The sequence below is a fragment of the Halomonas sp. genome, from assembly GCF_033549285.1.
In the GTDB taxonomy this organism is placed as follows: Bacteria; Pseudomonadota; Gammaproteobacteria; order Pseudomonadales; family Halomonadaceae; genus Halomonas.
This window is the reverse complement of the sequence record NZ_JAWSUJ010000023.1, coordinates 1-11,718: the sequence shown is the minus strand read 5'-3', so window position 1 is coordinate 11,718 and position 11,718 is coordinate 1. Positions and strand designations below refer to the sequence as shown.

The window sequence follows — 11,718 nt, the reverse complement described above, 5'->3', positions numbered from 1 at the left end:
AGGAAAGCCGGCACAGGGAGGTGCCGTCTTTCCGACCGCGGGAGTCCGTCCGGGGCGCCAGGGTTTCGGACACGTGGCGTTGAGCGAAGACAGGACTGGCTCGTCTCGAGACACCAGAGGAGCGGTTGTTCAATGCTGAAACTGACAGAACGCCTCGGCCCCATCGCGGCAAACCGGGCTACCGACACCCTGACCCTGACCTATGAACGGCGCGTGCTGGGCCGCCTCAAGGCGACGAGCGATGCCGGGTCCCCGCTTGGCCTGTTCCTGGACCGAGGGCCGGTGCTTCGCGACGGCGAGGGGCTGCGCGCCGAAAGCGGCGAGGTGGTGCGCATTCGTGCCGCCGTGGAACCGGTGGTCACCGCGCGTATCGAGGCGGGCCTGCCCCTGGCGCGACTTGCCTACCACCTGGGCAACCGGCACGTGCAGCTGGCGCTGGGCGAGGACCGCCACGGCAGCTACGTCCGCTTCCCGCCGGATCACGTGCTGGAAGCACTGGCCGAGCGTCTGGGGGCAAGCCTCGAACGCCACGAGGCGCCCTTCGACCCGGAGCCAGGCGCCTACCAGCAGCCGGGCGGTCACGCCCATGGTCATGGCCACCACCATGATCACGACCATGAACAGCATCATGCCCGCTGAGTCCGCCATGATGCCTCCGGTGGCGAGGCAGGGCGACGACCTGGCGCTGCTGGGGTTGCTGCAGATGGTCAGCCCGGCCCTGCCCATCGGCGCCTTCGCCTTCTCCCAGGGGCTGGAGAGTGCCTTCGAGCTGGGCTGGGTGTCCGACGAGGCCACCCTGGGCGAGTGGCTCGAGGGGGTGCTGGAGGATGGCCTGACCCGCTGCGAGCTGCCGGCGCTGGCGCGCCTTCACGCTGCCTGGGCCAAGGGCGATGACGCCGCGTTGGCCGAGTGGGACGCCTGGCTCGCTGCCAACCGCGAGACCGCCGAGCTCGCCGCCGAGGACAGCCGGCTGGGCGCGTCGCTCACGCGGCTCCTGGAGAGCCTGGAGCTGCTCCCCCCTGGCCCTTCGAGAGAGTCACCGGCCCTGCCGGCTGGTGCCGGTTACGTGACGGTGTTCGCCTGGATGGCCCATGCCCGCGGTGTCCCCGCGCGCCAGGCATTGCTGGGCTTCGCCTGGGCCTGGCTGGAAAACCAGCTGGCCGTCGCCTGCAAGGCACTCCCGCTCGGTCATACCGCCGCCCAGCGGTTGGTAGAGCGGCTGCGCCCGGCACTGGTATCCGCCGTGGACGAGGCGCTGATGCTCGAGGATGACGCACTCGGCCCGGCGCTGCCCGGCCTCGCGCTGGCCAGTGCGTTGCACGAGACGCAATATTCGCGGTTGTTCAGAAGCTAGCGCCTGGCAAGGCCGGGCGATCACTGGCGAATCCACCTCGCGCGGCCGCTGGCACCCCGGCCGAAGCGACGTGGTCGATCTTCAGGGACGAAGATCGAGACGACCCGTCCGGGGAAAGCCGGCACAGGGACGTGCCGTCTTTCCGACCGCGGGAGTCCGGCCGGGGTGCCAGGGTTTCGGACGTGTGGCGTGGTGAGTCCAGTGAGTCGCCCGTGCCGACAGGATAACGACGAAAGAGTGCAAGAGGAGAAACGACATGACACATTGCCTGCGTGTTGGCGTCGGCGGCCCGGTGGGCTCCGGCAAGACGGCCCTGCTCAAGCAGCTCTGCCGGGCGCTGCGCGACCACTACGATATCGCCGTGGTGACCAACGATATCTACACCCGCGAGGACGCCGATTTCCTGCTCAAGCACGAGGCCCTGCCGGGGGACCGCATCCTGGGGGTGGAGACCGGTGGCTGTCCGCATACCGCCATCCGCGAGGACGCCTCCATGAACCTGGCGGCCATCGACGAACTGCAGGCGCGCCATCCTGGGCTGGAACTGGTGCTGGTGGAATCCGGCGGGGATAACCTCTCGGCTACCTTCAGCCCGGAGCTCTCCGACCTGACCCTCTACGTGATCGATGTCTCCGCCGGCGACAAGATCCCGCGCAAGGGCGGCCCCGGCATCACCAAGTCGGATCTGCTGATCATCAACAAGATCGATATCGCCGAGCAGGTCCACGCCTCGCTGGAGGTGATGGATCGCGATTCCCGCAAGATGCGTGGCGACCGCCCCTTCGTGTTCACCAACCTCTACGACGGTGTCGGGCTGGAGGAGATCATCCGCTTCATCCTCGACCGGGGCATGTTGCCGGAGCGCCGGCCGCCTGCGCCCCTGACCGATTCCGCCACCGCCTGACCCCATCCATCCTTCGCCTGATCCGGGAGACACTCCATGAACACTCGACTCTCTTTCCCCACCCGTGCTGGACTCTCGGCCGCCGCCATGCTGCCGACCACGGCGGTCCTGGCGCATTCGGGACATGGTGCCCCCTCGGTGCATGCCCACACCGGCAGCCCATCGATGCTGGTCGTGCTCGGCATCGTCACCCTGGGAATCGCCTCCCTGGCGGGGCTGGCACGCCTGATCCTGCGTCGCCGTCGGCTGCGCCGCCAGGGCTGAGCTGGCCAGAAACGATACAACGTGCACCCGGCCTCGGCCGGGTGCGCTGCTTTTTGCCTCCCCTGTCGCTATGCTGGCCGTTGACGTCACCGAGGCGTTGGCATGAACGAAGAGGGTGGCATGGACGGCAGGCAGACACCGGGGCAGGGGAGGCGGCGAATGTGGCCATGGTTGGTGATGGCGTTGCTGGTGGCCTGGGTCGCCATGGGCGCCTGGCAGCGCTACAAGCCGTTGCCCGAGGGCGTGTCCCGGGCCTTCCCGGAACGCCCCGTCGCCGAGGTCCGCTTTCTCGCCGACGAGACCTGGTATAGCCCCGCGGGGGAGCGCCACACCCGGCGGCAGATCTTCGACGAGGTACTGGCGATGATCGGCCAGGCCCGGCGCCTGGTGGTGCTGGACATGTTCCTGTTCAACGACTTTGCCGGGGCCGCCGACGGCCAGGCGTTCCGGCCGCTGTCGGCGGAGGTCACCGATGCGCTGATCGAGCAGAAGCGCCGTCACCCCGACCTGGAGGCGGTGGTGATCACCGACCCGCTCAATACCCTGTACGGGGGGCTCGAGCTCGGTCATCTCCAGGACCTGCGCGATGCCGGTGTCCGGGTGGTGATCACCGACCTCAATCGCCTGCGCGCCTCCAACCCCCTCTGGTCCGGCGGCTGGCACCTTGGGCCCCGGTGGCTCGGCAACGGTAGCGAGGGGGGCTGGCTGCCCAACGCCCTGGGGCCGGGTCGCGTGCCGCTGCGCAGCTACCTGGCGCTGCTCAACTTCAATGCCAACCATCGCAAGACCCTGGTGGTGGACCAGGGCGATCGCTGGGCGGGACTGGTCACCTCCGCCAATCCCCACGACGCCAGCAGCCTGCATGGCAACGTCGCGTTGCGCTTCGAGGGGGCGGCGGCGCTGGATCTGCTGGCCTCCGAGCGCCCGGTGGCGGGCTGGTCGGGCGTGAGCCTGGCCGGGCCGGCGCCGCCCGACGTTGAAGACGAGCCTCCCGAGACGGCGAGGCTGCAGGTGCTGACCGAGGGCGCCATTCGCGATGCGTTGCTGGCAGCCATCGTGGCCAGCGGCGAGGGGGATCGGCTGGACATCGCCGTCTTCTATCTGGCCCACCGCGAGGTGATCGCCGCGCTGGTGGCGGCCCAAGGCCGCGGGGTAGCGCTTCGCGTGCTGCTCGATCCCAACCGCGATGCCTTCGGGCTGGAAAAGGGCGGGATCCCCAACCGTCCCGTGGCCCGTGAACTCCATGAGGCCGGCATCCCGGTGCGCTGGTGTGCCAGCCGGGGTGAGCAGTGCCACAGCAAGCTGCTGCTGAGACGGCCCGCCGAGGCCGGCGGCGAGGCCGAGATGCTCCTCGGCTCGGCGAACTTCACCCGGCGCAATCTGGACGACCTGAACCTGGAGACCAGCGTGCGCCTGGCGGGGCCCGTCGAGACGCCGGCCCTGCTCGATGCCGCAGCCTTCTTCGAGCGTCGTTGGCAGGATACGCCGCAGCGGATCACCAGCGAGCCCTTCGAGGCCCTCGATGACACCTCGGCCTGGCAACGACTGCGCTACCGGGTCATGGAGGCAACGGGGCTTTCCACGTTCTGACGGCTGATGGCTCTCTACCTTCTGAATCCACGGCTTGACAGCGTCGGGCCCCATGACCAGCTTGAAAGGGCCGATTCGACGGGGAGAGACGGCATGGACAAGCTGCTGCTGGCCGTGAAGGTCGTGATCACGCTTCTGGTGCTGATCCTCTTCGTGCAGAACATCGCCATGGTGGAGGTGCGCTTCCTGGTCTGGAGCCTCTCGCTGCCCCTGGCGCTGTTGCTGGTAGTGATCTATCTGCTCGGCATGGTGAGCGGCCGCAGCCTGATGGGCGTGATCCGGCGCCTGCGCGCCGAGCGTGGCCACTCACCGCGGCACTGAGCCCGGCGTCAATCCACATGGGTCACCGCTTGGCGGCGGGGATCGATATGCCAGGCCAGGCCGAGTCGCGCATTGCGCTCCAGTTCGGCGATCACCTGGGCCCCCAGCAACAGGATGATGGCGCCCACCTCCAGACTCAGCAGCACCACCACCAGGGTCGCCAGGGAGCCGTACACCGCGTTCACCAGCGAGATGTTGGCAAAGTAGAAGACCAGCAGCAGGCGCACCCCCTCCCACAGCAGGGCGGCGACGAACCCTCCCACCACGGCGCGACGCAGGGCGATCGTCACCACCGGCAGGAACTTGTAGATGGCGCTGAACAGCAGGAAGACGCCGAGGAAGCTGGTCAGGTTGAGCATCGGCTCGGAAAGACCGGCCAGCGGTAGTTGGCGCTCGAAGAGGGCCACCCACAGGGCATTCATCGAGCTGACCAGGCTGACCAGCAGGGTCAGGGCCAGCAGGCCCGCCCCCAGCACCAGCATGAAGGCGTAGGGCAGCAGCACCGAGACCCAGGCACTGCGCCTGGGAAGGTGCGTATCCGGCGTGTGGAAGATGATCGCCAGGGCGTCCTCGAGCATGCGAAAGGCGAAGGAGCTGAACAGCAGCAGCACGGGAAAGCCCAGGATGCCGATCACGTCCCGGGAGTCGAGAAGGGTGCGTACCGCATCGAGCAGGATCTCGGCGTGGGCGGGCGCCAGGTGGCGTGCCTGGATCGAGAGCACCTCGAGCAGGTGCTGCTGGTCGGCCACGCCGGCCAGCAGCACCACCATCAGCGAGAACAGCGGCACGATGGAGAGCAGGATGTTGTAGCCTACGCCACCGGCCAGCAGGATGCCGCGGTTGCGCAGGAAGGCACAAAGCACGCGCCACAGGAAATGCAGAATGCGCGGCAGCAGGGTGAAGATCAGGCGTCGGTAGCGAACGGGCGGTGATGTCATCGGGGCTGCCGTGCAAGAGTGCTTGCGCCATCATAGGCGTATCCGGCCTCGCCCCGTCAAACCCCTTCCCGGCGATGCCCCCCACTCGACGGTCCCGAACACACAAGGAGAGCACCATGGATCCGGATTCCCGGCCCGAGCGCAAGACGAGACGCAGCGAGCTCGAGCGATGCTTCGAGGCCTTCCTCTGGAACTCGCGCCTGATGGTCCTGATGGCCGTGATACCGGCCCTGCTGGGGGCGCTGGTGCTCTTCATCATTGCCAGCCTGGATATCCTCTCGGTACTGGCCGATACCTGGCGCCACTACACCGCCGGGGGGGCCGACATCCACAAGAGCGTCGTGACCGATATCATCGTCGCCGTGGATATCTACCTGATCGCCCTTGTCCTGATGATATTCGGCCTGGGGGTCTACAAGCTCTTCGTCTCGCGCATCGAGCCCGTCGAGGGGCGCGATCCCCAGCATCCCTTCAACGTCAGTTCCCTCGACCAGCTCAAGGACAAGATCGCCCGGGTGGTGATCCTGGCCGTGATCATCGAGTTCTTCCGCGCCGTGGTGGGCATCAGCTTCGACACGCCGCTGGATGCCATCTACCTGGCGCTGTCGGTGCTGGCCCTGGCGCTCGCCCTCTACCTGATGGCGCTGGCGCATAGGCTGGAGTGATGCCGGCCTCCTGTGTGCCGTGTCGGGACGCGCAGCCCCTGGCGGGCTGATGCCGCCGTCTGGACGTGAGTGTGTGGCCTGCGCCAGCGAACTTCAGGATTGTCCCGTCGCCGCTGGCCGCTACACTCAAGGTTGGCCAGCGGCCAGTTGGCGGGCGGGGTTCCCCGCTTCTGCATAGGCATCGGCAAGGAGAGCAACATGCGAAACATCATCTATATCATCGGCCTGATCGTGGTGGTGCTATTCATCCTGTCCCTGCTTGGGCTGCGCTGATCCACACCCCCATTCCTGTCACTGCACTCACGGCTGCATCCCGGCTCTACGAGCTCACGCCACTCAATTGGCTTCCAGCATGCCCTCGACGAGGGCATGCAGTTCCTGCTGGAACTGTCCACCAGGAGAGGGGGGATGGGGGTCGGCCGTGATGGCGATGGTGAGACCTCGCTCGGGAATCACGTAGAGCGCCTGTCCGCCGAAGCCGCGCCCGTAGTAGGCTCGTTCCCCGGAAAGCTCGGTGATGAACCAGCCGTAGCCATAGCCGTCGCCGGTCCAGGGCGAAGTGCCGCGCGGCTGCCAGGAGGCGTCGACCCAGCCCTCCGGTAACACGCGTATGCCGTCGATCACGCCGTCGTTGCGATAGAGTTCTCCGACCTGGATCAGTGCCCGCGGCGAGAGCCGCATGTCATTGCCGCCGAAATAGATGCCTTGAGGGTCGCGTGGCCAGGCGGGAACAGTGATATCCAGCGGCTTCCCCAGTAGCCGCCTCGCCAGCGCCAGGGTGCTCTCGCCGCTGGCCCGGGTCAGTGCCGCCGAGAGCAGGTGGCTCGAGCCGGTGGAGTAGAGCATTCGCCCGCCCGGCTCGTCGACGAAGGGACGCGACAGGGCATCTCGCACCCAGTCGGGGCTGGCCACCCAGGCACCGTAGTTGCTGCCTGAGGTACGTTCGAGTCCGGCCTGCAGCGACAGCAGGTGCCCGACGGTGATCTCCCGGACGCGCGGGTCTGCACCTGCCGGCACCCGGTTGCCGAGCAGTTCCACGACCGGCTGGTCGGCGGAGCGGATCACGCCTTGCTCGATGGCGGCGCCGACCAGCGCCGCCAGCACGGTCTTTGACAGCGACTTGATGTTGGTCGGTCGGTCGACCCCGGGCCCGCCATAGGCGCGCTCGAAGTGGATCTCGCCCTGCTCGGCCACCACCACCGCATGCAGGCGGTCGATCCCCGAGGCCTGGGCGTCAAGGCGTTCCAGGTTGGCCTGAGCGAGGGGCGGGTGTGACGTCTCGCCGGCTTGCGCATGGCATGGCGCTGCGGCAGCCAGCATAATGAGCCCCCCCAGCAGGGGGCGAAGGGGATTCAAGAGATGCAGCTTCGGCATCGGGACTCCTTGTCGACCTGAGATGTGCCGGACATTCGAGGCGTCAGCGCCCTCCGGGTTCCGCCTTTTCTTCCATAGCCAGCGAGAGACCATGGCCAAGTTCGAAACGATCGGCACCGCCACCATTCCGGGGCAGGGCGGTGAGCTGAGGCTCCTGAAGCGCAACGAGGAGTTCTCGATCCGCATCGCCGGCAAGGCCGGCGAGCTGATGAACACCCGCCTGCACGGCTCCGAGGATGCCCTGGCGGAGCTGGCCTGCCAGCGGGTCGCCGACCGCCCGGGGGCCCGGGTACTGGTCGGCGGGCTGGGCATGGGCTTCACCCTGGCCGCGGCGCTGAAGGCGCTGGGCGAGGACGCCGAGGTCGTTGTCGCCGAGCTGGTGCCGGGGGTGGTGGAGTGGAACCGGGGCCCGCTCGGAGATGCCGCCGGTCGTCCCCTTGACGATTCCCGCACCCGCGTCAGCCTCGGCGACGTCGGCGAACTGCTGCGCCGCGAGCCGGGCGGCTTCGATGCCATCATGCTCGACGTGGACAATGGTCCCGAGGGGCTGACCCGCCGCGAGAACGACTGGCTCTATTCACCTCGGGGGCTTGCCGCGGCCCAGCAGGCGCTGCGACCCGACGGGGTGCTGGCGGTCTGGTCGGCGAGCCAGGATCCGGCCTTCACCGAGCGGTTGCGCCGTGTCGGCCTGCTGGTCGAGGAGGTCACGGTGCGTGCTCATCGCCCCGGCAAGGGGGCCAAGCATCTGATCTGGCTGGCCAGCTGACGCAACTCGTGCCCGATGCGATTCGGGCCCACTTTCCACGACGAGGCAGACAGCATGCTGGAACTCTCCCGCCAGGTGAGCATTCCCGACCACGAGATCGAGATGCAGGCCGTGCGCGCCCAGGGGGCCGGCGGACAGAACGTCAACAAGGTCGCCTCCGCGATCCACCTGCGCTTCGATATCCAGGCGTCGAGCTTGCCCGAGGGCTTCAAGGAGAAGCTGCTGGCGCTGGGCGACCAGCGCATCACCCGCGACGGGGTGGTGATCATCAAGGCCCAGAGCCATCGCACCCAGGAGCGCAATCGCGCCGAGGCGCTGGCGCGGCTGAAGGCGCTGATCAAGAGCGTCATGTATGCCCCGAAGAAGCGCATCGCCACCCGCCCCAGCAAGGGCGCCAAGCAGCGCCGCCTGGACAGCAAGAAGAAGCGCGGCCGGCACAAGGCGTTGCGCGGCAAGGTTGAGACCTGACGTTGACAGGTGCCACGGAGCTCAGGTGGCGACGTCTCACCGGGCGTGTATGCTGGAAGTCGTGACCATGACGGCCGGCCGACGATGGCCGGTGACATCCAACCACGCAGGGGGATACATCGATGGCAGATACGTCGATGAGTGAGCTGTTCAAGGACAACCGCGTCAAGGGCCTGGCGGCCGTTGCGGTGGTTGCCATCATCTGGGCCCTGTTTGCCCAGTCCAGCGTCAGCTCCAGCAACGAGGCCCGAGAATCGCTGCAGACGCGTCTCGAGAACGTCCAGGCCGAGAACGAGTCCCTGTCAGGCCGCGTCGAGGAGCTCCAGAGTGCCGCAGGGAACCTCGATGAACTGGCAGAGCAGCGCAGCGAGCTCGAAGAGCAACAGCAGGCCGCTCAGGCCGAGCTGGAGCGTATGGAAGGCGAGGTCGCCACGGCGCGCACCGAGCTGGAGGAGGCCCAGGCCTCGGTAGAGGCGGTGCAGGCCGACCTGGAAGCCCGCCAGGGTGAGCTGGTAGAGGCCGAAGAAGCGCTTGCGACTACCCAGGAGGAGCGCCAGCAGGCCGCCCAGGCCCGCGACGAGGCCCAGGCCTCGCGTCAGGAAGCCGAGGAGGCGCGTCAGGCCGCCGAAGAGGCTCGCCAGGAAGCCGAGCAAGCTCGCCAGCAGGCCGAGCAGGAGCGCAGCGACGCGGTCGCCGCCCGCGACGAGGCCCGTGCCGAACTCGAGGGGCTGCAGAAGGAGATCGCCTCGGCGGAGGAGAACCTCGCCGGTATCAACGAGGAGATCTCGGCCCGGCAGGAGGAGCGTGACGCCCTCCAGCAGGAGCTCAGCGAACTCGAGGCCAGCCGCAGCGAGGCCAGCGAGGCGCTGGAGGCGACCCGCACCGAGCTGGAGGAGGCCAGGTCGCAGGTCGAGCAGTCGCGCGAGACGATCAAGGACCTCGAGGTCGCCATCAAGGTGGGCCGTGAGGAGGTCGCCGAGATCGAGTCTCAGGTCGAGTCCCGCCAGTCCCAGCTCGAGCGCCTGGAAGGCCAGCTCGAGACCTGGCGCAACGAGCTCTCCCGCCTCGAGGAGAGCGTGCAGGCCGGGGAGGGGGGCGACGCTGCCGCTCAGCAGCAGCCCGGTGCCACCCAGGAGGGCGATGATGGTGCTGCCCAGCAGGAAGCCAATAGCCAGGAAGACGGCAATGGCGGTGCCGCTGAGCAACAGGCCGAAGTCCTGGAAGGCGACAACAATAACTGAGCCGTACACGGTCCGGTTTTAAACCGCATGACGGCGAGCCAAGGGCTCGCCGTCATGCGTTGGCAGGCATTGCATGGCAGGGCGACCCGCCGGGTATACTGACCCTTCATGCCGCTTGCGTGGCAACCCCAACAGCAGAAGGAGCGAGTCGTGATCGAAGGGGTCAAGCATATCGTCGCAGTGGCATCCGGTAAGGGCGGGGTGGGCAAGTCCACCGTGACCGTCAACCTGGCACTGGCCATGGCCGCCGAAGGCTATCGGGTGGGCATCCTGGATGCCGACATCTATGGCCCCAGCCAGGCCCAGATGCTCGGGGTAGGCGAGGGCGTGCGGCCCGAGTCCGCCGGCGAGAACCGCTTCAAGCCGCTCGAGGCCCATGGCATCCAGGCCATGTCCATGGCCTTCCTGGTCGACATCCGCGAGCCCATGGTCTGGCGCGGCCCCATGGTCGCCGGTGCCTTCCAGCAGATGCTCACCCAGACTGTCTGGGACGACCTGGACTGCCTGTTCATCGACATGCCGCCGGGTACCGGTGACATCCAGCTGACTTTGGCCCAGAAGGTGCCGGTGGACGGTGCGGTGATCGTCACCACGCCCCAGGATATTGCGCTGCTGGACGCGCGCAAGGGCATCGAGATGTTCCGCAAGGTCAATGTGCCGGTGCTCGGGGTCGTGGAGAACATGAGCCTGCATATCTGCTCCAATTGCGGCCACAGCGAGCCGATCTTTGGCGAGGGCGGGGGCGAGCGTATCGCCCAGGAGTACGAGACACAGGTGCTCGGTCGCCTGCCCCTGACCCTGTCGATCCGCGAGCAGGTGGATGGCGGGCGGCCCACCGTGGTGGCCGAACCCGACGGCGAGGTGACCGCCACCTTCCGCGACATGGCGCGCCAGGTCGCCGAGCAGATCCGCGGGCAGGGCGCCGAGGGGCCGGAGATCTCGTTCAGCGAGTGAAAAGCTAGGCCATTGCTGTTAAGCACAGCGAGAGGCGCCGGGGACAAGCCGAAGAGGAGGTCCTACGCCAGGGGTGAGATAAAGTGGACCCCATCGTCAAGACAGAAAACGTCCCGATTTAAGTTATCGTCTCGGCCTTGGCTGCAGCTGCACAGCGCTGCCCTGTGTCATGGTCCTGAGCGGTGTCACGTTGATGACCAAAGTGATCGGGAATGGCGGCACCGCCGCCAGTCCCCAACGCATACACGGTGTCCGGGGTCTGGTTCTCCAGCGACTGGTGAGGCCGCTGGGCGTTGTAGAACGAGAAGTACGCGGATAGGCCGAGGGTCAGCTCTCCCAAGCTCGCATAGCCCTTCACATACACGTCCTCGTACTTGACCGTCCGCCATAGCCGCTCGACGAAGATGTTGTCGAACGCGCGCCCACGGCCGACCATGCTGATGGCGACGCCGGCTTGCTTGAGCACCCCCGTGAAGGCCTGGCTCGTGAACTGCGAGCCTTGGTCACTGTTGAAGATCTCCGGCGTGCCATGTAGCCGCAGGGCGCTTTCCAAGGCGTCGACGCAGAAGGACGCCTCCATGGTATTGCTCACCCGCCAGCTGAGCACCTTGCGGCTATACCAGTCGATGATGGCGACCAGGTACACGAAGCCGCGCGCCACCCGAATGTACGTCACATCGGTACTCCACACCTGATTGGGGCGTGTGATCGACACGCCGCGCAGCAGGTACGGGTAGATCTTGTGGCCGGGGGCGGGCTTCGAGGTCCGCCGCTTGGGGGCGATGGCCGTGATGCCCATGCGGCGCATGAGGGTGGCGACGTGCTGCCGTCCGACGGTGAAGCCGCGGGCCAGCAACTCGCCCCTGATCCTCCTGATGC

15 protein-coding genes are annotated in these 11,718 nt (G+C 67.4%); 12 read left to right on the top strand and 3 right to left on the bottom strand.

What is annotated here, in order from left to right; translation table 11 throughout:
• Positions 1 to 132 precede the first annotated feature (132 nt).
• The 6 genes from ureE (at position 133) to SCI24_RS07175 (ending at position 4,433) form a co-directional block, all read left to right on the top strand.
• The gene (gene ureE / locus SCI24_RS07200; RefSeq protein WP_318724743.1) at positions 133 to 639 is read left to right on the top strand and encodes an urease accessory protein UreE; all 507 of its coding nucleotides are present in this window, start codon (positions 133 to 135) and stop codon (positions 637 to 639) included.
• Positions 617 to 1,354, top strand: a complete 738-nt coding sequence (locus tag SCI24_RS07195) for an urease accessory protein UreF (protein ID WP_318724742.1) — start codon at positions 617 to 619, stop codon at positions 1,352 to 1,354. Before ureE ends, SCI24_RS07195 begins: the two co-directional genes overlap by 23 nt.
• Positions 1,355 to 1,610: 256 nt before the next feature.
• Entirely contained in the window at positions 1,611 to 2,258 is a 648-nt protein-coding gene (gene ureG, locus SCI24_RS07190) for an urease accessory protein UreG (RefSeq protein WP_318724741.1), read from the top strand.
• Between the two features lie 36 nt (positions 2,259 to 2,294).
• Entirely contained in the window at positions 2,295 to 2,522 is a 228-nt protein-coding gene (locus SCI24_RS07185; RefSeq protein WP_318724740.1) for a hypothetical protein, read from the top strand.
• 159 nt (positions 2,523 to 2,681) lie between these two features.
• On the top strand, positions 2,682 to 4,112 hold the full coding sequence (locus SCI24_RS07180) for a phospholipase D family protein (RefSeq protein WP_318724739.1): 1,431 nt from the start codon (positions 2,682 to 2,684) through the stop codon (positions 4,110 to 4,112).
• A gap of 93 nt (positions 4,113 to 4,205) precedes the next feature.
• Positions 4,206 to 4,433, top strand: coding sequence for a lipopolysaccharide assembly protein LapA domain-containing protein (locus SCI24_RS07175; RefSeq protein WP_318724738.1), 228 nt, complete (start codon positions 4,206 to 4,208; stop codon positions 4,431 to 4,433).
• Positions 4,434 to 4,441: 8 nt separating this feature from the next.
• Here SCI24_RS07175 and SCI24_RS07170 read toward each other — a convergent pair whose 3' ends face one another.
• A complete protein-coding gene (locus tag SCI24_RS07170; protein WP_318724737.1) occupies positions 4,442 to 5,371 on the bottom strand; it encodes a YihY/virulence factor BrkB family protein in 930 nt (309 codons plus the stop codon).
• Positions 5,372 to 5,487: 116 nt separating this feature from the next.
• Between SCI24_RS07170 and SCI24_RS07165 the strand changes: the two genes are divergently transcribed.
• Together SCI24_RS07165 and SCI24_RS07160 are read left to right on the top strand one after the other, a co-directional pair.
• The gene (locus SCI24_RS07165; RefSeq protein WP_318724736.1) at positions 5,488 to 6,036 is read left to right on the top strand and encodes a YqhA family protein; all 549 of its coding nucleotides are present in this window, start codon (positions 5,488 to 5,490) and stop codon (positions 6,034 to 6,036) included.
• A 99-nt stretch (positions 6,037 to 6,135) separates the two neighbouring features.
• Positions 6,136 to 6,309, top strand: a complete 174-nt coding sequence (locus tag SCI24_RS07160; protein WP_318724734.1) for a hypothetical protein — start codon at positions 6,136 to 6,138, stop codon at positions 6,307 to 6,309.
• A gap of 63 nt (positions 6,310 to 6,372) precedes the next feature.
• On the opposite strand, the gene SCI24_RS07155 is transcribed toward SCI24_RS07160, so the two are convergent.
• Entirely contained in the window at positions 6,373 to 7,410 is a 1,038-nt protein-coding gene (locus SCI24_RS07155; RefSeq protein ID WP_318724733.1) for a serine hydrolase, read from the bottom strand.
• A gap of 91 nt (positions 7,411 to 7,501) precedes the next feature.
• Here SCI24_RS07155 and SCI24_RS07150 point away from each other — a divergent pair, with 91 nt between their 5' ends.
• From SCI24_RS07150 to apbC, 4 genes are all read left to right on the top strand, one after another.
• Entirely contained in the window at positions 7,502 to 8,176 is a 675-nt protein-coding gene (locus SCI24_RS07150) for a hypothetical protein (RefSeq protein ID WP_318724732.1), read from the top strand.
• Positions 8,177 to 8,230: 54 nt separating this feature from the next.
• Positions 8,231 to 8,644, top strand: coding sequence for an alternative ribosome rescue aminoacyl-tRNA hydrolase ArfB (gene arfB / locus SCI24_RS07145; protein ID WP_318724731.1), 414 nt, complete (start codon positions 8,231 to 8,233; stop codon positions 8,642 to 8,644).
• Between the two features lie 122 nt (positions 8,645 to 8,766).
• Entirely contained in the window at positions 8,767 to 9,885 is a 1,119-nt protein-coding gene (locus SCI24_RS07140) for a kinesin (RefSeq protein WP_318724730.1), read from the top strand.
• A gap of 153 nt (positions 9,886 to 10,038) precedes the next feature.
• Entirely contained in the window at positions 10,039 to 10,839 is an 801-nt protein-coding gene (gene apbC, locus SCI24_RS07135) for an iron-sulfur cluster carrier protein ApbC (protein WP_412929282.1), read from the top strand.
• Between the two features lie 118 nt (positions 10,840 to 10,957).
• Here the strand turns inward: apbC and SCI24_RS07130 are convergent.
• Positions 10,958 to 11,718, bottom strand: a 761-nt coding sequence (locus SCI24_RS07130; protein ID WP_318724728.1) for an IS3 family transposase, incomplete at its 5' end; no start/stop codon positions are given.